Genomic DNA, 19,183 nt, shown 5'->3' on the forward strand with positions numbered 1-19,183 from the left:
GGAGATCGTCCATGGACATCGTCATCGCCGGCGGCGGCCCCAACGGGCTCATGCTGGCCTGCGAGCTGAGCCTGGCCGGGGTCCGGCCCATCGTGGTCGAGCGCCTGCCCAGGCGCAGCGACCAGCCCAAGGCCAACGGGATCGTCGGCCAGGTCGTCAGGCTGCTGCGCGGGCGCGGCCTGGCCGACCAGGAGGCGCCCATGCCCATGTTCATCTTCGGCGCGATGCCGCTGGACCTGACCGAGATCGACGACAACCCGCTCCACGGGATGGGGATCAGGCAGCCCGACCTGGAGGAGCTGCTGGAGCGGCGCGCGCTGGAGCTGGGCGTGGAGATCAGGCGCAGGCACGAGCTGGCCGGCTTCGCCCAGGACGCCGAGGGCGTGAGCCTCGCGCTGGCCGGGCCGGACGGCGCCTACGAGCTGCGCACCCGCTACCTGGTGGGCTGCGACGGCGCGCACAGCAGGGTCAGGAAGCTGGCCGGCATCGGCTTCCCCGGCGTGCACGCGACCGACGTCGTGAGCAGGACCGCGCATGTCACCGTGCCGGGCGCGGTGATCAGGCCCGAGCGGGCCGAGCTGGAGGTGCCGGGAGCGGGCACGTTCGTCCTGTACGCCTGGCACCGGACCGAGCGCGGCGCGTATGCGATCATGCCGGCCGGTGGCGACATGCTGACCGTCGCCTCGATGGAGTGGGAGGCCGGCGCGCCCGGCGACGACGTGCCGATGACCGTTGCGGAGCTGCGCGGGAGCCTGGCCCGCGTCCTCGGGCGGGACCTGCCGCTGGCGGCGCCGCAGGGCCCCGGGCCCCACCTGCTCAGGAGGCTGAACGGCCGCGACACCCGGGTGGCCGACCGCTACCGCGCGGGCCGGGTGTTCGTCGCGGGCGACGCCGCCCACGTGCACTCCGCCATGGGCGCGCCCGGCCTCAACCTGGGCCTCCAGGACGTCGTCAACCTGGCCTGGAAGCTGGCCGCCGAGGTGCGCGGCTGGGCGCCGCCCGGGCTGCTGGACACCTATGACGCCGAGCGCCGCCCGGCCGCCGGGCGGGTCGCCATGCACTCCCAGGCCCAGCTCGCGCTGGCCGCGCCGGGGCCGGAGGTCACCGCACTGCGCGAGGTGTTCGGCGAGCTGCTGGGCGACGAGCCCGCCCGCCGCCGCGTGGCCTCCCTCGTGGCCGGATCGGACCTGGCCTACCCGATGCCCGGCCCGCCGCACCCGCTGCTCGGCCGCTTCCTGCCCGAGCTGCCCGCCGAAGTGCCCGCCGGGTCCGCCGCATCGCCCGCTGGGCCTGCTGGGTTGCCCGCCGGGCCGGTAGGCCGGGCGCGGCCCGTGTTGCTCGACGTGACGGGCGGCCTGCGGGTGCGCCACGGGCGGGTGGACGTCGTGCCGTTCGACGGGCCCGAGTCCGTGCTGGTGCGGCCCGACGGCTACGTGGCCTGGGCGGGCACGCCGGACGGGTCGCTGGCGCGGGCCCTGGAGACCTGGTTCGCGGAGGAGCTCGAAACGGCGTGAGGGCCGGGGCTCAGGCGTCGGGGCTCAGGCGCTGGCCATGCTGATCCCCCAGGCCGGGGTGCTGGACCCCGACGGGCACGCCTACCTGCCGGTGCCGTACCGGACGCCGTCGCGCCCGCCGATCAGCGTGTGGGAGCAGCGCGCCGCGATCACCTGGCTGCGGGAGAGCGGCCGCGCCCAGGTCGATGAGAACGCCCTGTTCGCCATGGTGGAGCAGATGCGGCAGATCACCGACACCGCGGCGGCCAAGACCCGCCGGGCCCGCCGGGAGGTCGAGCGCCGCTCCGCGACTCCCGCCACGCGACGGACCCCACCTGCGCCACTACCGCCGCCGGCGGCGGAGGGTCCGGCGGGCGGGGAGCCGGTGCGTCCGTTCGAGGTGATCGAGCAGTGGTGAGCAGAGAGCCGGACGTCGAGCTGGAGCCGGGCTCGCCAGAGGAGTTGTCTCATCTGCATGAGACTGCCCGGCTGGTGGCGCGGCTGCCGGCCTCCGAGAGGCTGGCACGGGTGCGGGCGGATCGGTGGATCGGCTGCACCCGCGCCGCGCAGGCACAGGCCCGGCTGCAGAAGCTGCTGACCTGGCCGGCCAAGCAACGGATGCCGAACCTGCTGGTGATCGGGCCGACCAACAACGGCAAGTCGATGATCGTGGAGAAGTTCCGGCGCTCCCACCCGCCGATCTCGCACCCGGACGCCGAGGAGATCCCGGTGCTGATGGTGCAGATGCCCTCCGACCCGCGCGTGGCGCGCTTCTACACCGCGCTGCTGACCGCGCTTGGCGCACCGCTGCGACCCCGCCGGCGACTGGCGGAACTGGAGCAGCTCGCGGTGCGGCTGCTGCCGCAGACCGGTGTGCGTTGCTCACCGAGGCCGCTGGATCGGGGGACGCGGTGGCCGTCGGCGAGGTCGTCTCGGGAACGGTCGTGGAGGACGAACGGGCGTTCGGGCCACGGATACGGCTCGACGGAAACCTCGCATCGATGCCCGCGCACATCAGCGACTTTCCCTGGCGTGGAAGCCGGGCCGATGCGGTCAGGGTTGGGCAGCGCGTCACCGCTGAAGTCGTCTCCGTCGATACGGCCGCCGGGCGGATCTGGCTGTCCTCGGCGGCGGCCGAGCAGCCGGAGCTCTGGACGTTCTTGAAGGGGCTGCGTGCAGGGGACGTGCTCACCGGCCGGGTCGCCGACATCCAGAACTTCGGTGTGTTCGGTCGCCCTGGACGAAGGCCCACTGCACCCCACCTACGCCGGCGTCGGGTTCGTGACGATCCCCGAACTGTCCTGGAAGCGCTTTGAGCACGTGGGCGACGTCGTCCGTACCGGGCAGCGAGTCCGCGGCGAAGTGCTCGCCTTCGACACCACCAACGGCGAAGCCAGGCTCTCCCTCCGTGCCTTGCAGCCGGATCCGTTCCAGTCGTTCGCTGACAATGTCGGGGTGGGACACCGGTTCTCGGGCACCGTCACCAAGATTGTCCCGTTTGGGGTGTTCGTCGAACACGACCCGCGCGCAACTTGAACCGAGAGGCCTGTTCGGAGACGGGCGGTGACGGCCTGAATCAGACCTCGTGGCGGAGTGGGCTGAGCCAGATCGGTATCCAGCTGAGCGCCATGATCGCTGCGCCTGTCCACATTGCCGTCCCGATGCCCCAGACCTCGCCGAGGAGGCCCGCCAGCAGACCACCGACGCCGACGGCGCCCATCAGGATCAGGCGCATGGTGGCGTTCATCCGACCGAGCATCGGGTCGGGTGTGACCTTCTGCCTGAAGCTGACGAGCAGCACGTTGTTCACCCCTGTCCGGAAGCACAGGATGCTCCATGCGGCCGCCGAGATCCAGACGCTCCAGCCGACGAACGGCACCAGGAGCGCGAACGGCGCAGTGGCCACACCGACGATCCACACGGCACGCCCGCGGCCGAACCGGCGGCCGATCAGGTGAGCCGTCGAGGAACCGGCCAGCACACCCAGCCCACCGATGGCAAGGTAGACCCCAAGCACCCAGGCGGGATGTCCGAGCTCGTTGACGAGTAGCACGGGCAGCAGCGTCGAGCAGAGCGGGAACGCGAGGTTCGTCATGCCGCCTTGTGTCGCGATGGCGACGAGGACCCGGTTGCCGAAGAGGAATCGCACCCCCTCGCCGATCTGCCGTCCGAGTCGCTCGCCGGGTACGGGGGCGGGCGCGGGTTCGGGCTTACTGATCCGGCGTAGCCACACGGCCGACCACAGGTAGGTGAGCGCGTTGAGCAGGATCGCCGCTGGCGCGCCTGCGATGGCCACCAACACTCCGGCGGTGCTTCTGCCGCCCACGTCCATCGCCGCGTTCGTGCCGACGAGCACCGAGTTGGCGGCGGTGAGCCGGTCGCGGCCGACCAGGTGCGGGACCGTGCTCTGAGAGGCGACGTCGAAGAAGAGCGTGCCGACTCCCGTCACGATGGCGACGCCGTACAACTGGGTCATCGTGAGAGCGTCCAGCCACCACGTGACCGTTACCGACACCAGGAACGCAGCGCGAACCAGGTCCGTCGCGATCATCACCGGGCGGCGTCTGACCCGGTCCACCCATGCTCCGGCGGGCAGGCCGAGCACGAGCACGGTGATGGTGGTGAGGGCGCTGAGCAGTCCCACTTCGCCGGGCCCCGCGTTGAGGGCGGTCACCGCGAGCAGGGGCATCGCCACGTAGCCGACTTGGCTGCCGAACTGGCTGACCGCCGACGCCAGGTAGAGGTTTCTGAAGGAGGGGTCACGCAGGAGCGGAGTCTCGGCAACGGTTGTCACCCCACATTGATGATGGAAGAGTCGGCCAACGCGCTATCGATTAAGTAGAGAGCGAATCAAATGGGCCTTGAGCTGACGTTCACCGCACAAGATGCCGCCAATGTCCGTTTCGCCGTTTCTCCTTTGTGGGAGGTCGTCGCCAGCGTGCGGGTGGTGAAGAACCCGGCCGCGCATGCCGTACTCAAGCCCTGGGCCGAGCGGGTGCGACGGCGGCTCGCCGATGTCGACTGGCGGTTGCTGTCCGACCTGGTGCCGGTGCCGACGATCTCGATTGTCGGCTTCGTCTGCCCGCCGCCCTCGACCTCCGTGCCCGACCTGGAGGTGGAGCTTGCCACGATGGCGGCGATGGCACCCCTGGTTCAGGAGGGTCTGGACGCCTGGGACGGCCCACGCACCCAAGCACTCCAAGCGCTCCATGCCGACCCCGCGGGAGGCCTCGAACGGTTGGCCGAGGAGATCCGCGACTACTGGGAAGCGGCCATCGCGCCTTACTGGCCCCGAATCAGGGCCCTGCTCGAAGGAGATGTGCTCTACCGCGCCAGGTTGCTGGCCGAGGGTGGCCTGCGGCGCATGCTCAGCGACCTTGACACCGCCGTGACATGGGAGGAAGAGAAGCTGCGCCTGCCGAAGGCGGTCTGCGAAGGAGTGCGCCCGCTGGGCGGGCTGGGGCTGTTGCTGGTGCCGTCGGTATTTGCCTGGCCGCGTGTCTTCTCCATCACGACCCCGCCCTGGCAGCCCACGATCCGCTACCCTCCGCGCGGCGTCGCGACGCTCTGGGAGCACCGCGAGTGTGACCCCCCACAGGCGCTGGCCGCCGTGCTCGGCCGGACCCGCACCCGACTGCTGGCCGAACTCGACCAGCCCGCCTCGACCAAGGAACTGGCCGCCCGCCTCGACCTGTCAGAACCAGGCGCGAACCAGCACCTCACCGCTCTCCGCAGGGCCGGACTGGCCAGCGCGCACCGCACCGGGAGATACGTGCTCTATGCCCGTACGGCCATCGCCGAGACACTACTTGCCGGCGACGCAAGTCCCATACCGGGCAGTCACGGGTACCCACGTGCGGGAATCACCGAACTCCTCGACCCACCCCGCCCCCACTGACAACCAGGCCCTCAGCCTGCGGAACACGCTTCAAGATCCACTCCACGCCCCTGCCTCGTCCCCGGCCGGCGGCTGGAACGGCCTGGCGGACCCACCCCGCGCGCGATGTCCGTGCTCATCGCCAATGATTGTCGCGGTCCGCGGGTGCTGCTTGGATCGGGCTCATGGTCCTCGACGAATTGCGCGATCTTCTCAACCGCCATGCTCGGCCTGATCTGAGGACTTCCATCGAGGACGTGCTGATCTTCAAGGCCGAACACCCCCGGCCGCCGACGCCGACGACCTACGGCAAGGTGCTGGCTGTGGTCGCGCAAGGAGTGAAACGGTTCGCGTTGGGCGACACGGTCTACGAGTACCGGGAGGGGCAGTACCTCGTCGCCTCGGTCGACCTGCCGGTGACCGTCCACTTCGCCAAGGCCAGCCCGGAGCTGCCGGGGCTCGGGGTCGGGCTGACCCTGCATCCGGCCACCGTCGCCGAGGTACTGCTGCAGGCGGCTCCCGGCGACCTCCCGGAGCTCGGTGACGACGCTCCGCCGGGCCTGGCCGTCAGCACCGCTTCGGCCGAACTCCTCGACGCCGTCGTCCGCCTGGTGCGCCTGCTCGACCGCCCTCAAGACATCGCCGTCCTCGCGCCCCTCATCAAACGAGAGATTCTCTGGCGGCTCATCACCAGCGACCAGGGCCCCGTCATCCGCCAGTTCGGCCTGCCTGACAGCAGCCTCAGCCACATCGCGCGCGCTGTTCAGTGGATCCGTGACCACTACGCGCAGCCGTTCCGGGTCGAGGACGTGGCCAAGCTGGCGGGGATGAGCGTCTCCGCTTTCCACCGGAACTTCCATGCAATCACCGCGATGAGCCCGATCCAGTTCCAGAAACAGATCCGGCTCCAGCAGGCGCGACTCCAGCTTGCGGCGGCTCCCGCCGACATCGCCGCTGTCGGCCGCCGCGTGGGCTACGACAGTCCGTCGCAGTTCAGCCGCGAATACCGTCGCCAGTTCGGGGCATCCCCCAGCCAGGACGCCATGCGCCTGCGCGCCACGAGCTGAGTTCCGTGGTGGTCAGTCCTCCAAGACGCGGTCGAGACGGATCGGCAGCTGCCGCTGCCGGACCCCGGTGGCATGCCAGACAGCGTTGGCGATCGCAGCCGCGGTGCCGACGTTCCCGATCTCACCGGCACCTTTGACTCCCATGGGGAGGCCGGGTTCGTGGTCAGGCACGAATTCGGCTTCGATGTCGGGAACGTCGGCGTGTCCGGCGATGTGATAGCCGGCGAAGTCAGGGTTGACGTGCCGCCCCGAGACCGGGTCACGGACGCCCTCTTCGTGCAGAGCCATGGACAGCCCGCCGACCATTCCCCCGATGACCTGGCTGCGGGCCATGAGCGGGTTGATCACCCGGCCCACGGCGAACAGCCCGAGCAGTCGCCGCACGCGCACCTCACCGGTCGCCGGGTCGACGGTGACCTCGGCGAAGACGGCGCTGTAGGCGTGTCGTTCCCTGGATGGCAGCTCGCCGAGCAGGTGCGTCGTGTCGACCGTGACCGTCGCCGGCCGTTCCGGGCCGCGCATCTTCGCCGCGGCCTCGGTGATCGCCCACGCCCAGGACGCGGTCCCGCGGGACCCGCCCGCGCTCCACGCGGGGCCGAGGTCGCTGTCGGAGATCCGAAGCCCGATCTTCTCCACGCCGACCTCCAGCGCATCGGCGGCGATCGCGGTCAGCGCGGTGCGGGCGCCCGTGCCGAGGTCGGTGGCGGCGACGACCACGGTGAAGGTGCCGTCCGGCTCGGCCGTGATGGACGCCGTCGAGGGGAACGCCCCGGTGCTGAAGGACGTGGCGGCCAGCCCGGTGCCGACGAGCAGGGATCCCTCCCGCCGCATCCGCGGCCGGTGGTCGCGATCTGCCCAGCCGAACCGGCGTGCGCCTTGACGCAGGCACGCGACCAGATTCCGGCTGCTGAACGGCAGTCCGGACACGGGACCGACGACGGGCTCGTTGCGCAGCCTGAGCTCGAGCGGGTCCATCTCCAGGCGCTCCGCCAGCTCGTCCATGGCCGATTCGAGCGCGAACGAGCCGGGCGCCGCGCCGGGGGCACGCATGGAGTACGGCGGCAGGATGTCGAGCGGGACCGCCGTGAGCCGGGTGCGGATCGCGGGCGCCGCGTAGAGCGTCTTGGTGAGCTCGGTGCACCCCTCGATGTACTCCGCGAGCGGGGACAGCTCGAACGCGGCCACGTGGTCGATCGCCCGCAGGCGCCCATCGGCATCGGCTCCGATCCGGATCACCTGGTCCGTGGCCGGCCTCTGCGCGGTGGCCAGGAACACCTGGTCGCGGGTGAGCGTGACCCGCACGGGCCGCCCGAACCGCGTCGCGGCCATCACGGCCAGGATCAGCTGCGGCCCGCACATGCCTTTGGACCCGAAGCCTCCGCCGACATGCTCGACACGGATACGCACCCGCTCCGGAGGCAGGCAGAAGAGCGTGGCCAGGGTGACGGCGATCTGGTACGGCCCCTGGTTGGAGTCGACGATCTGCAGGCGTTCTCCCTCCCACCAGGCGGTCGCCGAGTGCGGCTCCATGGCGCTGCAGTGCTCCTCGGGCGTGCCGTACCTCTCGTCGACCACTACCGCGGAGGCGGCCAGCTCGGCGTCCACATCGCCGACGTCCACTGGCCCGTCGAAGAGGGCCGATGCCGGACGGCCCGCCGGGTGGCCGAAGAAGAACTCCGTGTCATGCGGTTGCACGTCATAGACCACCGGCAGCGCCTGGGCGGCGGCACGGGCCTGTTCGGGCGTCTCGCCCACCACGAGGGCGATGGGGCGGCCCGCGTGCGGGATCACGTCATCCTGCAGGAGTCGCAGCCCTCCGTCCGGACCGAAGAAGTGCCCTGCTTCCGGGTTGAGCCGGGGCGCATTCCTGTGGTCGATCACGCCCAGCACGCCGGGCATGTCCTGAACGGCCGCGACGTCGATGTCGAGGACGCGCCCGCGGGTGATGGTGGAGACGACGACTGCGCCGAAGGCCAGGCCCGGCACCGGCTCGTCGGCGGAGTAGCGGGCGCCGCCGGTGACCTTGGCTCGGCCCTCGACGCGGGGCCGCGCGGCCCCCCCCGCGCCCCCGATTCAGCGTTCATGGGTGATCTCCTTCAGCACGGTGAAGCCGCCAGGTCGGTCAAGACGGCCACGATGAGATTGCGCGCCAGCGTCACCTTGTAGGCGTTGCCGGGCAACGGCTCGGCGGCGGCCAGTTCGGCTTCGGCGGCCGTCCGGAACCGGTCGGCGGTGGCGGGGCCGTCCAGCAGCAGGCTCTCGGCGGTCCTGGCGCGCCAGGACCGTGACGCGACCCCGCCGAGGGCGATCCGCGAGCTGCGCACCACCCCGTCGCGGATGTCCAGGTCGGCGGCGATGGACACGGTCGTGAAGGCGTACGACGCGCGCTCGCGGACCTTCCGATACCGCGAGAGCGGCGAGATGGCGGACTCCGGGAGACGCACCGCGGTGATCAGGGCTCCGGGCGGCAACGCCGTCTCCCGCTCTGGCGTGTCGCCGACGGGCAGGTAGAACTCCTCCAGTGGGATGTCCCCGGCGCCGTCGAGCGTCTCGTAGTGCACGACCGCGTCGAACGCGGCCAGCGCGACCGCCATGTCCGACGGGTTCGTGGCCACGCAGTGCGGCGACCAGCTGAGGACGGCGTGGTTGTGGTGCGCGCCGGCGATCGCTGAGCATCCGCTGCCGGGGGCGCGTTTGTTGCACGGCTGCGAGGGGTCGGCAAAGTAGGAGCACCGGGTCCGCTGCAACAGGTTCCCTGCCACCGTGGCCATGTTGCGCAGCTGGCCTGACGCGCCCGCCAGCACTGCCTGGCTCAGCGCCGGATACCGGCGCCGCACCTCGGGGTGGGCGGCGAGATCGCTGTTGGTCGTCGTCGCACCGATCTCCAGCCCACCGCCGGGTACCTGCCGGATGCCGTCCAGCGGAAGGAAACGAACGTCCACCAGCCGGGTGGGGGACTCGACACCGGCTTTCATCAGGTCGACGAGGTTCGTGCCGCCGCCGAGGTAGCGGACGTCGTCGTTCCCGGCGACCAGTCTGAGCGCCTCCCTGATCCCCGAGGCGCGCTGATAGGCGAACTCCTTCATCGGGCCTCCTCCAGGATCGCGCGCACGATCGACGGGTATGCGCCGCAGCGGCACAGGTTGCCGCTCATCCGCTCGCGCACCTCTGCCGCGTCCAACGCCGGCGCCGGGCCGTCCGGGCAGAGATCGGCGGTGACCGCGCTGGGCCAGCCCGCCCCGTGCTCGGCCAGCATCCCGACGGCCGAGCAGAGCTGCCCGGACGTGCAGTAGCCGCACTGGAACCCGTCGAGCCGTACGAAAGCCTGCTGGATCGGCCTCAGCTCGCCGTCACCGGCGAGGCCTTCGACGGTTGTGACCTCGGCGCCCTCGGCGGCGACCGCCAGCGTCAGGCAGGACAGCACCCGCCTGCCGTCCAGCAGCACGGTGCAGGCGCCGCACTGGCCGTGGTCGCAGCCCTTCTTCGGCCCGGTGTGGCCGGTGTCCTCGCGCAACGCGTCGAGCAGCGTCCTGCGATTGTCGAGGCACAAACGATGTGTCGCGTCGTTGACGCGCAGCGAGATCACGCTGCGGGTGTCGTTGGTCATGGTCTTCCTTCCTTCAGGCGCGGCATGCCCGGGCGCGTGAGGCCGGATGGCAGGGGGCTGGCGGCGCATGCGTCGCGGCTGGCCCGCTCGCGCGCGTACCGGGTGGTCTCGACGACGATCAGAGTGATCAGGATGGTCACCAGTCCCGCCAGCCCGGCCAGCGGCGGCAGGACGACGGCAGCCGGCGTGGCCGCGAGGATGGCGCAGACCGTCAGCAGCCGGGGGCGGCTCAGCGTGTGGTGCATGCGGCGCTCGAACAGCAGATGCCCGACGAGGTACAGCGTGAAGCCACCGAAGAGAGCGAGCGCGGAGAACACGCCCAGCGGCCGGCTGTCCCCGGCGTGTGCGAGCACGCCCTCCACACCCAGGGCGGTGAGCAGGATGCCGGCGATGAGAGGCAGGTGCCCGTAGGTGTAGGCCTCGACAGCCAGGCGCAGCCTCGTTTCGCCCCGTGCCCGCCCGAGCCGGTGCTCGGCCGCACGTGCCACCACCTCGAAGTACAGCCACCACAGGCACACCGCGACGGCGACGCCGAGGACGGCGGCGAGCAGCAGGGCCCCGCTCATGGGCCGGTCGGCGGCGCCGACGCCGATGGCCAGGAACGACTCGCCGATGGCCAGGATGACGAACAGGCCATGACGCTCGCTCAGGTGGGCCGGGCTGTGCAGCCGCCACTGGCCGTGCCTAGCCGTGAGGTAGATGCCGACCCAGTCCACCAGGAGGGCGACGGAGAACAGAAGCACCTGTGTCCAGCCCCCGAGCAACGCCCCGGACACCAGCAGAACCGCGCTCGTCAGCATGGGCAGCCAGGTGATCGCGATCTGCCGTCGCAGCCCGGCGTCACCGGTCGCGGCCACCGCGAAGACCGCGAGGTGCACCCAGCGGACCAGCAGGCAGGCGCCCACCAGCACCACAGGGCCGTTCAGGCCGCCCGGCTCGTCGTCCCATGCTTCGGGGATGGTCAGGCCGACGACGAACATCGCCGTCATCGCGACGACCATTCCCGCCCGCGGTAGACCCTGGTCGGCTCGTGAGTGGTTGCCCAGCCAGGTGTAGCCGGACCAGGTGCCCCACAACAGTGCGAGCATCAGCAGCCCCCGGAGCACGCCGGGAGCGCTGTGCTGCTGGGCCATATAGCCGTTGAGCTGCGTTATCGCGAAGACGTAGACCAGGTCGAAGAACAACTCGAAAGGCGTCGCACGATGGCCCTCACCGGTGGAGCGAACGTTGCCGTGTCCACGTTTCACACCCATGGTCACCCCTCCAGGTCATGCGACGCATGCGCGTCCATCGGGGATCAGTGGGCGCGTCTGCGCCGGGACGCGGGGCCTTCGGCAGAAGTAAACGAATGCGGGCGGCACGTTGGCCCACACCGTGCGGCTGACCACGACCTCATCGAACCGCTCGCCCAAGGAATGCCGTAGCCGGCGAGCCGGGGGAGCCCACCGCGTGTAGGTGTACGCGAACGTGGTGAACACGCCATGCGGGGCGAGAGCGTGGGTGACGGCGCAGAGGAGGTCGTCCTGCAGGCCCGGCGCGAAGGCCGCCCAGGGCAGCCCGCTCACGATCACGTCCGCGTGGTCGAGGCCGCGATCGGTCAGCTTCTCACGCAGGTGGCGCGCGTCGGCGACGGAGACGTCGACCTGTGGGTAGCGGGCGGCGAGCAGGTCCGCGAATCGTTGGTTGAGCTCGATGGCCAGGTGGTGGCCGCGGCCGGCGAGCCGCTGCTGGATGGCCCCGGTGAACGCGCCTGTACCGGGGCCGAGTTCGACGACGAGCGGATCACCGTCGCGTGGGATGGGCGAGGTGATCAAGTCGGCCAACGGCTCACCGCTCGGCGCGACAGCGCCGACGGTGAAGGGGGACCGGAGGAACTCTCGCAGGAACGCGGCACGGTTGACGGCGCTCATCGGTTGGCCCCTTGCGCTGACTGAAGGGCCTCGTCCGGCGAGGCGGGGGTCAGGACGCGGGCGAGCCAGTCGTTGCGGGTACGGCGGGCGGTGGCGGAGATCCGGGCATGGGGGTAGAGCGCGTCGAATCCGTGGAAGCCGCCCGCCCAGACATGCAGCTCTGCCTGGCCGCCGGCCGCCCAGATCCTGGTGGCGTAGGTGACGTCCTCATCGCGGAAGACCTCTGCCGTGCCGGCGTCGATGTAGGTGGTCGGCAGGCCGGACAGGTCGCCGGCGATCGCAGGTGAGACATAGATGGACACAGCCTGGTCGGCCAGGGGGCCGAGGACCGATCGCCATCCGAACTCGTTCATCTCGCGGGTCCAGACACCGGGGTCGCCGGAGAACTGGTGGCTGGAGACGGTGATGTTGCGATGGTCGAGCATGGGACAGATCAGCACCTGCGCGGCGATGGCGGGGGCGCCGCGGTCACGCGCCAGAAGGGCGAGCCCGGCAGCGAGACCACCGCCGGCGCTGGCCCCCGCGACGATGATGCGCCCCGGGTTGACACCGAGCTCGCCAGCGTGCTCGGCGATCCAGAGCAGGCCCTGGTAGCAGTCTTCGACCAAGGCCGAGCCGGTTGCCTCCGGTGCCAGCCGGTAGTCGACGGTGGCCACGACGGCGCCGAACAGTTCGAGCCATTCCAGCGGGATGTCGATGTTCGAGAACCGGTCACCCATGATCATTCCGCCACCGTGGATCCAGTAGACGCACGGCGCCGCCGCCGTGGAACGGCCGGGGGTGAAGATCGAAAGGGGGATCTGGGCGCCGTCTTGGCCGGTCACCGTCACCTCGCGCCGGTCGATCGCGCGACCCTCGAGGTACGGTTCCACCGATGTCACGGACAGGTGGCGCATCTGGGCGAGCATCTCGGGGTCGAGCCGGGATACCAGGGGCATGTCCGCAAGAAGCTCCCGCAGTTCGGGATCGAGGTCGGGTCTGGCCAATGTCACGATCAGCTCCTCCTGGTTCAGGTTCAGAAAGCGGCTTTGCCGCCGACCGGCACCGCGTCGGCGTATTCGGACTCGCCGGCGAGCAGCGACTGGAGGCGTGCGACCAACGCCTGCGCCTGCGGGGTGGCGAAGAACCTCGCGTGCGCCTCCCGGCTGACCCACCCTTCCGTGACGTACACGACGTCCCGGTTGCCGGACGAACGGCTGACCAGGAACACGACGCAGTCCTTGTTCGGTAGTGACGGTGCGTTGAGCAGAAGCTGGACCAGTTCGTCGCCCTTACCCGGCTGCGCCGTCATCGTCGCGTGAAATCCATGGCCGACAGACATGGGGACGACCTCCTCACTGTGGTGCGCTGTTCGCTTGTCTCGCCCCCCACTTTCGGCGCCGCCCGGGCGGCCCCACATCAGTCATTCGACTCCGAGTTCACGGCCTTTCACCGGGGCAGGCGACCTACTTGTGTGTGGAGTCACGCCGCTGGAAAACGGCCTGTCCAGGGACCAGCGCCCCTGGGCGATTAGGTCATATGACAGATGCCTCGGTGCGACTCTGTGTCTCACCATCGAGGGTGTGACGAGGCTTCCAAGTCCAGAGCAGCTGTCCAAGCGCGAGGTCCGGGACCGTGCCCTGTTCGATCTGGAGGACGGGCCGGTGACCCCGTCGAACCGTGCTGAGCTGACGGCTGTCGCGCGTCTGCTCAACGTGCTGCTGGTGAGCCTGGTCGTGTCCTCGTTGCAGTACGAGCAGCATGCGCACCTCGTCCGCGCGCCGTCATACCGGCCGATCTCCGAGTTTCTCCACGCCTGCGCGGACCAGGACCGAGGTGGGGCCAGGCTGCTCGCGGCGCGGATCTGGCAGCTCGGCTTCGCCGCCGACTACGACCCGCAGCACCTGTCCGCCCGGTCGTGCGTCACCTTCCAGACCTTCCCCGACGGGGACCTCACGGGCATCGTTACGCAGGATCTCCTCACGGCGCGGATCCTCGTCCAGACCCTGCAGGAGGCGGTGCGCTGGGTCGGGAACAGCGATCCGACCACTCGGCAACTGCTGGAGCGGCTGCTCGAAGAGAAGGAGAGCCAAGCTGACGCGCTCAGCGCGCAGGCGGCTGCGACTCGTCGGGATGCGACGACAGCGCATCCCTGAGCCCCGCGCGGGAGGTGACGCCAAGCTTGGGGAAGATCCGGTACAGATGCGCGCCGACCGTTCGGTGCGACAGGTACAGGCGCTCGGCGATCTGCTTGTTGCTCAGGCCGCTCGCCGCCAGCTGCGCGATCTGAGCCTCCTGCGCAGTCAGGGCGGTCGGACCACCCGACGGCACGTCAACCTGCCGGTGGCCGGCCGCGCTCAGCTCGCTCCGGGTGCGCGCCAGCCACGGCTCCGCGCCCATGGCGGCGAACCCGTCACAGGCGAGGAGCAGCTGCCGACGAGCCTCCGACGCCGATCGGCCACGGCGGAGCCTCTCGCCGAACGCGAGCCGTACCCGCGACGCGTCGAACAACCACCGCTCGCTCGCCGGACTGGCCAGCAGAGCCTCCAGCCGCGACATCGCCGCGTCGTCATCGAGAACGAGAGCCTCCGCGCCGGCCTGGATCAGCGCCATCCTGCTCGACAGCGAGGCCACGTCGGCAGCCCGCATCGCCTCTACGTGCGCCCTGGCCTCGACCGTGCGTCCGACTCGCACCGCCGCCTCGACCAGGTCGAACATGACCCAGGTGCAGTGCGGTGCATGCGAGGCCAGGACGCCGGGCGGGCTCATCGCGGCGGCGTGCCGGAAGGCGGCGTCGTAGTCGCCCCGGCCCAGCGCAGCCAGGGCGCGCGGATGATGCGCGAACAGGGCCGCAGCCGAAACACCGCGCGGCAGCGCCCAGTGCGTGATCTCGTCGGCCAGTGTGTACGCCTCGTCGAAACGTCCCCGGCCGGCGGCGACGATCGCCCTGTTGTACAGGAAATACCATTCGAAGAACGAGAAGCCGCTGGCGTCACAGACCCGATGCCCCTCCAAAGCGAGTTCCTCGGCCTCGTCCCACCGGCCGACGAGGTAGTCGTCCAGGCACAGGTGCATCAGGGCGCCGAGGTGCCGGCGGGGTGCTCCGCCGTCCCGCCCCTGCTGGACCAGGCGCCATGAGGACTCGCGGCAGTCGGCCAGGCGGTCCAGGTAGACCGATGCCGTACCGATCCGCATGATGCGCGTGGGATCCCCCTCGTCGGGGAGGGTGCGGAGGATTTCGTCGATCGCCGGCCGGGCCGAAGCCGCGGTGCGTACGGGGTCGGGGAACGTCTTGCTCGCCAGTGCGAGCACGTCGGGCGGCGATGGCTTCAGCCTGCGCAGCGCCCGGTGGAACGGTTCCCAGTACTCCGGATCGCTGCCGTACCAGCACAGCAGCAGCAAGGTGTGCATGGCTTCGATCAGGGCGGGGTTGTCGGCGCGGAATCCGTGGTCGCCGGTCTCGATGGCTCCCACCAGGAGGCGGTGCGCGGTGTTCACATCGCCGTCTCCGTTGAGCATCAGGAAGGCGGCCGCGTTGGCGGCCAGCAGGGAACCCGCCGAGTCAGGGTCCGACCGGCGCGCATCCGTCAGGAGCGACTGGGCGTCCTCGACGGCGCCGCCGGCTTCGGCACCGATGTAGGCGGCCTCGGCGAGCCGCCGGCCACGGCTCGCGCTGGTCGAGCTGAGTTCGGCGGCGCGGATCAGCGCCGCGACCGCGGCGAAGGCGTCTCCGCGGAGCATGACGCGGTGCGCCGAGTCCTCCAGCAGCTGCGCCACCGTCTCATCCGGTCCGATGGCAGCCGCCGCGAGGTGCCACGCGCGGCGTTCCTGGTCGACGTCCAACGCTCCGGCGAGAGCGAGGTGCGCGCTGCGTCGCTCCTCGTGGGTGGACACCGCCACGATCGCCGACCGGATCAGCGGGTGCCGGAACGCGATCCGCGCCGTGGCGTCGTCCACGCGTACCAACTGCGCCCGCTCGGCCGGGGCGAGGCCGGCCAGGCCGTGCCCGGCCCCCACGGCGGCCCTGAGCACCCTGATGTCGCCGTTGCCCTCGAACGTGGCCAGCAGTAGCAGCCTGCGGGTCGGCTCCGGCAGATCAGCCATCCGCGTGGCGAACATCGCCTGGAGCCTGTCGCTGAGCGGAACCATCTCAAGGTGGGTCACCGGGTGATGCGCAGCACCCAGCAGCGTGGACGGCAGCTCAGTCAGCGCCAGCGGATTGCCTTGGGCGAGGTCGAGCAGCCGTCGCCGGACGCGCGGCGGCATCTCCGGAAAACCAGCGTCGACCAACTGCCCGGACGCCTCATGGTCCAGCGGCCGGACCGTCATCTCGGTCAGTCCCCGCGGATCCAGGAAGCTCGCCGCGCCCGTTCTGGCGGAGACCAGCAGCCCGGCCTGGGTACCCTCCAGGCGGCGGGCGACGAAGCTCAAGACGACGGCGCTGGCCCGGTCGATCCAGTGCACATCGTCCACCAGAAGAGCGAGCGGCGCATCGGCGGCTACCGCCTTGACGAGCAAGAGCGTCGCGTTGCAGACCAGGAGCGCGTCCGTGGGCGCCCCCACACCGAAACCGAGCGCCACCGACAACACCTCCCGCAGACCGGGCGGGAGGCGCTCGATGTCGGCGTTCAGCGGCAGAAGCAGCTGGTTGAGGCAGGAGTAACTGACTTCCGCCTCGAACTCCGACCCTGACGCTCGCAGAACCCGCATGTCCGCCGTGATGGCGAGCTCTGCCACGGCGGCCATGAGAGCGGATTTGCCCACCCCGGGCTCACCCCAGAGCAACCGCGCGTCGCCGCGTTGCCGGGCGGCATCGAGAAAACTGGCGAGCTGGTCGAGCTCGGCACGGCGTCCGAAGAGTTCACCGCCGCCCACAGGCACCTCACAGCGTCGGCCATGTCCTACCTGCCCGACCCGACTCGCCGCACCACGACGGCTGTCGCATAAGGCGTCGCGAGCATATCCCGCGATGCGGCGGACATGGCGGCGTCATTGGCCTCCTTCGGCCGAGAAGGCAGGATCGGGCAACAGTTAGCGAGAATCGAACAAGCCAAAGCCCTGGAAGCGCCAATAACCCAAGTTAACGATCGAAGCCCGTGCCGAGTAGGCCCGGAGCGCGGTGTCGGGATCGCTCCCGGCCCGTTTCTCCGGACCTCTCGCCGAACCCGCCGTGCGTCTTTCAACGCAACGTGCGGAGAACCGTTCGCCCAGAACCTGACCCGCCCGTGACGGATGATCACCCGCCATGATTACCGGGCACCAGCAGCACGAGTACACCCAACCGCGATCACACCAGACCCCTGACCTGCGGGTTCAAGGTGAAACGAGCCCAATGTGACGGGCTATGCGCCCCAGCCTCGGTCGCCGGCTTGGACGAGGCCTGATTCGTACGCGAGGACTGCGAGTTGCACGCGGTCGCGGAGGTTCAGCTTGGTCAGCAGACGGGAGACATAGGTCTTGACCGTGGCCTCGGTGAGGAACAGTGCGCTGGCGATCTCGGTGTTCGATCGGCCTCGTGCGACCTGCCGCAGCACGGCCGCTTCTCGTTCGGTCACGTTGGGCAGCGGAGCTGGACTGGTGGAAGGCGCGGTGGCGAACCGGTCGAGTAACCGGCGGGTGAGTTTGGGAGCCAGCATCGCCTCGCCCCGGGCCACGACGCGCACCGCGTGTACCAGGTCATCGGGAGGGACGTCTTTGAGGAGGAACCCGCTGGCGCCCGCCCGCAGGGCGCCGTACACATACTCATCGAGATCGAAGGTGGTCAGCGCCATCACGCGGACGCCGGGCTGCTGCGCCACGATCCGCCGGGTGGCTTCGATGCCGTCCAGCCGAGGCATCCGTACGTCCATGAGGACGACGTCGGGGCGGTGTTCGGCGCAGGCGGTGATGGCTTCGATTCCGTCTCTGGCCTCGGCGACGACCTCCAGGCCGCTTCTTTCGAGGATGAGTCGGAAGCCTTCCCGTAGAAGCGCCTGGTCGTCGACGATCATCACGCGGGTCATGCCGGTTCCAGGGGAAGGACGGCGGCGACGGCGAACCCGCGGTCGGGTAGTGGGGCGGCTTGCAGCGTTCCGCCGTACAGCGCCGCGCGTTCCCGCATTCCGATCAGGCCGTGTCCGGTTCCAGCGGTGCCCGGGCGCCCGCAGCCGTCGTCACGTACGTCGATGCGCAGCTTGTCGGTGCTGAATGTCACTCCCACGCTGACCTCGGTGGCGGCGTTGGCGTGGCGGCGCGCGTTGGTCAGCGCCTCCTGCACGATCCGGAATGCTGCGAGGTCGAGGCCGGCGGGCAGTGCCCGCGGCGCGCCGGCCACGGCGAACTCCACGGGGAGCCCGGATTTCCGAGCGTCGTCGACCAGTGTCTGCAGGCCCGACAGTCCGGGCTGGGGTGAGAGCAGGCCGACCTCGTCGGTGTCGCGAAGCATGGTGACTACCCGTCGCATTTCAGCGAGGGCGCCGTTGCCGGTGCGTCGGATAGTGGCGAGAGTACTGCGTACCCGGTCGGGGTCGTCGGTGACCATCTGTTCGGCCGCGCCTGCCTGTACCACCATCACGCTCATCGCGTGTGCGACGATATCATGCAGTTCGCGGGCGATGCGGGTGCGTTCCTCGATGACGGCCTGTGCCGCCTGTTCGGCTGCGGCGACCTCGGCCGCCACCGCCCGCCGCTGGGAGGACTGGGCGTGACGGGCCATGATGGACTGCCAGCGCCCGAAGGCGAAGCAGACGCCCACAACACCCCAGTGGTACAGCATTTCGTTGAACCCGCCGAGCAGCTCAATGAACAGGTCGGCGTAGATGAGGGCCGCGCTGGCCATAGCCGCACCGATCCACGGTTCGCGTCCCTTGCCATGGCGCGCCACCGAGAACACGGCGATCAGGAACGGCACGAACTGCCCGAAGAACAGCAGGAACCCAAGCTGGCCCGAGGCGCATAGCCCGGCAATCGTCACGGCGGTCGTCGGGATCGGGTGGGTGCGTCGCCACCACAGCGAAGCCGCGACGACCAGCACCTGCACGCTCGTCGCGAGCGGATCCCCGTCGCCCTGCCGCGATCCGAGCGGAAGCCACACCTCGGTGAGGCCCGTGACCAGTACGGTCAGACACAGGCCGGCATCGACGGTCCGGCGCCACCACACGTCCATGGGGGTCAACTGTAGGGGACGGGGAGGTCGAAGAGATCAGTCCGGAGTTGACATGTGCTGACCACTTTCGGCCGACTACAGCGACGGGCCGCTCAGACTTGACTGT

18 protein-coding genes and 1 pseudogene are annotated in these 19,183 nt (G+C 70.2%); 8 read left to right on the plus strand and 11 right to left on the minus strand.

Annotation, left to right across the window (positions count from 1 at the left end):
- The first annotated feature begins 11 nt into the window (after positions 1-11).
- From AB0C16_RS22060 to AB0C16_RS22080, 5 genes and pseudogenes are all read left to right on the plus strand, one after another.
- Entirely contained in the window at positions 12-1,514 is a 1,503-nt protein-coding gene (locus tag AB0C16_RS22060; protein ID WP_357685696.1) for an FAD-dependent monooxygenase, read from the plus strand.
- 37 nt (positions 1,515-1,551) lie between these two features.
- Positions 1,552-1,911 (plus strand): hypothetical protein, encoded by a 360-nt coding sequence (locus tag AB0C16_RS22065; protein ID WP_357685698.1) that lies wholly within the window; start codon positions 1,552-1,554, stop codon positions 1,909-1,911.
- 20 nt (positions 1,912-1,931) lie between these two features.
- Positions 1,932-2,372, plus strand: a pseudogene (locus AB0C16_RS22070) (TniB family NTP-binding protein); the annotation flags it as partial.
- The gene (locus AB0C16_RS22075) at positions 2,372-2,809 is read left to right on the plus strand and encodes a S1 RNA-binding domain-containing protein (RefSeq protein ID WP_357685699.1); all 438 of its coding nucleotides are present in this window, start codon (positions 2,372-2,374) and stop codon (positions 2,807-2,809) included. The pseudogene AB0C16_RS22070 and the gene AB0C16_RS22075, both read left to right, overlap by 1 nt.
- Entirely contained in the window at positions 2,775-3,029 is a 255-nt protein-coding gene (locus AB0C16_RS22080; protein ID WP_357685702.1) for a S1 RNA-binding domain-containing protein, read from the plus strand. Before AB0C16_RS22075 ends, AB0C16_RS22080 begins: the two co-directional genes overlap by 35 nt.
- 40 nt (positions 3,030-3,069) lie before the next feature.
- Here the strand turns inward: AB0C16_RS22080 and AB0C16_RS22085 are convergent, their stop codons facing one another.
- The gene (locus AB0C16_RS22085; RefSeq protein ID WP_357685704.1) at positions 3,070-4,287 is read right to left on the minus strand and encodes an MFS transporter; all 1,218 of its coding nucleotides are present in this window, start codon (positions 4,285-4,287) and stop codon (positions 3,070-3,072) included.
- 60 nt (positions 4,288-4,347) lie between these two features.
- On the opposite strand from AB0C16_RS22085, the gene AB0C16_RS22090 reads away from it, so the two are divergent.
- Together AB0C16_RS22090 and AB0C16_RS22095 are read left to right on the plus strand one after the other, a co-directional pair.
- Positions 4,348-5,391: a DUF5937 family protein gene (locus AB0C16_RS22090; protein WP_357685707.1), complete on the plus strand. Its 1,044-nt coding sequence runs from the start codon at positions 4,348-4,350 to the stop codon at positions 5,389-5,391.
- A 164-nt stretch (positions 5,392-5,555) separates the two neighbouring features.
- The gene (locus tag AB0C16_RS22095) at positions 5,556-6,437 is read left to right on the plus strand and encodes an AraC family transcriptional regulator (RefSeq protein WP_357685709.1); all 882 of its coding nucleotides are present in this window, start codon (positions 5,556-5,558) and stop codon (positions 6,435-6,437) included.
- Positions 6,438-6,449: 12 nt separating this feature from the next.
- Here the strand turns inward: AB0C16_RS22095 and AB0C16_RS22100 are convergent, their stop codons facing one another.
- From AB0C16_RS22100 to AB0C16_RS22130, 7 genes are read right to left on the minus strand one after another with little or no spacing between them, the layout of a single operon-like run.
- Entirely contained in the window at positions 6,450-8,510 is a 2,061-nt protein-coding gene (locus tag AB0C16_RS22100; RefSeq protein WP_357685768.1) for a xanthine dehydrogenase family protein molybdopterin-binding subunit, read from the minus strand.
- Positions 8,511-8,533: 23 nt separating this feature from the next.
- Positions 8,534-9,523: a xanthine dehydrogenase family protein subunit M gene (locus AB0C16_RS22105; RefSeq protein WP_357685711.1), complete on the minus strand. Its 990-nt coding sequence runs from the start codon at positions 9,521-9,523 to the stop codon at positions 8,534-8,536.
- Complete coding sequence (locus AB0C16_RS22110; protein WP_357685713.1) at positions 9,520-10,044, minus strand: 2Fe-2S iron-sulfur cluster-binding protein; 525 nt, start codon at positions 10,042-10,044, stop codon at positions 9,520-9,522. The genes AB0C16_RS22105 and AB0C16_RS22110 overlap by 4 nt, the downstream gene beginning before the upstream one ends.
- Positions 10,041-11,297, minus strand: coding sequence for a low temperature requirement protein A (locus AB0C16_RS22115; RefSeq protein ID WP_357685716.1), 1,257 nt, complete (start codon positions 11,295-11,297; stop codon positions 10,041-10,043). Before AB0C16_RS22115 ends, AB0C16_RS22110 begins: the two co-directional genes overlap by 4 nt.
- Positions 11,298-11,312: 15 nt before the next feature.
- A complete protein-coding gene (locus tag AB0C16_RS22120; protein ID WP_357685718.1) occupies positions 11,313-11,954 on the minus strand; it encodes an SAM-dependent methyltransferase in 642 nt (213 codons plus the stop codon).
- Positions 11,951-12,946, minus strand: coding sequence for an alpha/beta hydrolase (locus tag AB0C16_RS22125; RefSeq protein WP_357685720.1), 996 nt, complete (start codon positions 12,944-12,946; stop codon positions 11,951-11,953). Before AB0C16_RS22125 ends, AB0C16_RS22120 begins: the two co-directional genes overlap by 4 nt.
- 23 nt (positions 12,947-12,969) lie before the next feature.
- Positions 12,970-13,275, minus strand: coding sequence for an antibiotic biosynthesis monooxygenase (locus tag AB0C16_RS22130; protein ID WP_357685723.1), 306 nt, complete (start codon positions 13,273-13,275; stop codon positions 12,970-12,972).
- Positions 13,276-13,516: 241 nt separating this feature from the next.
- Between AB0C16_RS22130 and AB0C16_RS22135 the strand changes: the two genes are divergently transcribed.
- The gene (locus tag AB0C16_RS22135; protein ID WP_355551096.1) at positions 13,517-14,089 is read left to right on the plus strand and encodes a ferritin-like domain-containing protein; all 573 of its coding nucleotides are present in this window, start codon (positions 13,517-13,519) and stop codon (positions 14,087-14,089) included.
- Here AB0C16_RS22135 and AB0C16_RS22140 read toward each other — a convergent pair.
- The 3 genes from AB0C16_RS22140 to AB0C16_RS22150 all read right to left on the minus strand — a co-directional run bounded on the left by AB0C16_RS22140 (position 14,037) and on the right by AB0C16_RS22150 (position 19,077).
- On the minus strand, positions 14,037-16,808 hold the full coding sequence (locus AB0C16_RS22140) for an AAA family ATPase (RefSeq protein ID WP_357685725.1): 2,772 nt from the start codon (positions 16,806-16,808) through the stop codon (positions 14,037-14,039). The two genes, AB0C16_RS22135 and AB0C16_RS22140, sit on opposite strands and share 53 nt — an antisense overlap.
- Positions 16,809-17,275: 467 nt before the next feature.
- Positions 17,276-17,935 carry a response regulator transcription factor gene (locus AB0C16_RS22145; protein WP_357685728.1) on the minus strand — a complete coding sequence of 220 codons (660 nt, stop codon included), beginning with the start codon at positions 17,933-17,935 and terminating at the stop codon, positions 17,276-17,278.
- Entirely contained in the window at positions 17,932-19,077 is a 1,146-nt protein-coding gene (locus tag AB0C16_RS22150; protein WP_357685731.1) for a sensor histidine kinase, read from the minus strand. The genes AB0C16_RS22145 and AB0C16_RS22150 overlap by 4 nt, the downstream gene beginning before the upstream one ends.
- Positions 19,078-19,183 lie beyond the last annotated feature (106 nt).

Source organism: Nonomuraea sp. NPDC048916, from assembly GCF_040649575.1.
Lineage (GTDB): Bacteria > Actinomycetota > Actinomycetes > Streptosporangiales > Streptosporangiaceae > Nonomuraea.

What these genes read in the sequence shown, in the direction of transcription:
- AB0C16_RS22095 (WP_357685709.1), top strand. Translation starts at nt 5,556, where the DNA reads ATGGTCCTCGACGAATTGCGCGATCTTCTCAACCGCCATGCTCGGCCT.
- AB0C16_RS22145 (WP_357685728.1), bottom strand. Translation starts at nt 17,935, where the DNA reads ATGACCCGCGTGATGATCGTCGACGACCAGGCGCTTCTACGGGAAGGC.
- AB0C16_RS22115 (WP_357685716.1), bottom strand. Translation starts at nt 11,297, where the DNA reads ATGGGTGTGAAACGTGGACACGGCAACGTTCGCTCCACCGGTGAGGGC.
- AB0C16_RS22105 (WP_357685711.1), bottom strand. Translation starts at nt 9,523, where the DNA reads ATGAAGGAGTTCGCCTATCAGCGCGCCTCGGGGATCAGGGAGGCGCTC.
- AB0C16_RS22090 (WP_357685707.1), top strand. Translation starts at nt 4,348, where the DNA reads ATGGGCCTTGAGCTGACGTTCACCGCACAAGATGCCGCCAATGTCCGT.
- AB0C16_RS22120 (WP_357685718.1), bottom strand. Translation starts at nt 11,954, where the DNA reads ATGAGCGCCGTCAACCGTGCCGCGTTCCTGCGAGAGTTCCTCCGGTCC.
- AB0C16_RS22150 (WP_357685731.1), bottom strand. Translation starts at nt 19,077, where the DNA reads ATGGACGTGTGGTGGCGCCGGACCGTCGATGCCGGCCTGTGTCTGACC.
- AB0C16_RS22110 (WP_357685713.1), bottom strand. Translation starts at nt 10,044, where the DNA reads ATGACCAACGACACCCGCAGCGTGATCTCGCTGCGCGTCAACGACGCG.
- AB0C16_RS22130 (WP_357685723.1), bottom strand. Translation starts at nt 13,275, where the DNA reads ATGTCTGTCGGCCATGGATTTCACGCGACGATGACGGCGCAGCCGGGT.
- AB0C16_RS22065 (WP_357685698.1), top strand. Translation starts at nt 1,552, where the DNA reads ATGCTGATCCCCCAGGCCGGGGTGCTGGACCCCGACGGGCACGCCTAC.
- AB0C16_RS22060 (WP_357685696.1), top strand. Translation starts at nt 12, where the DNA reads ATGGACATCGTCATCGCCGGCGGCGGCCCCAACGGGCTCATGCTGGCC.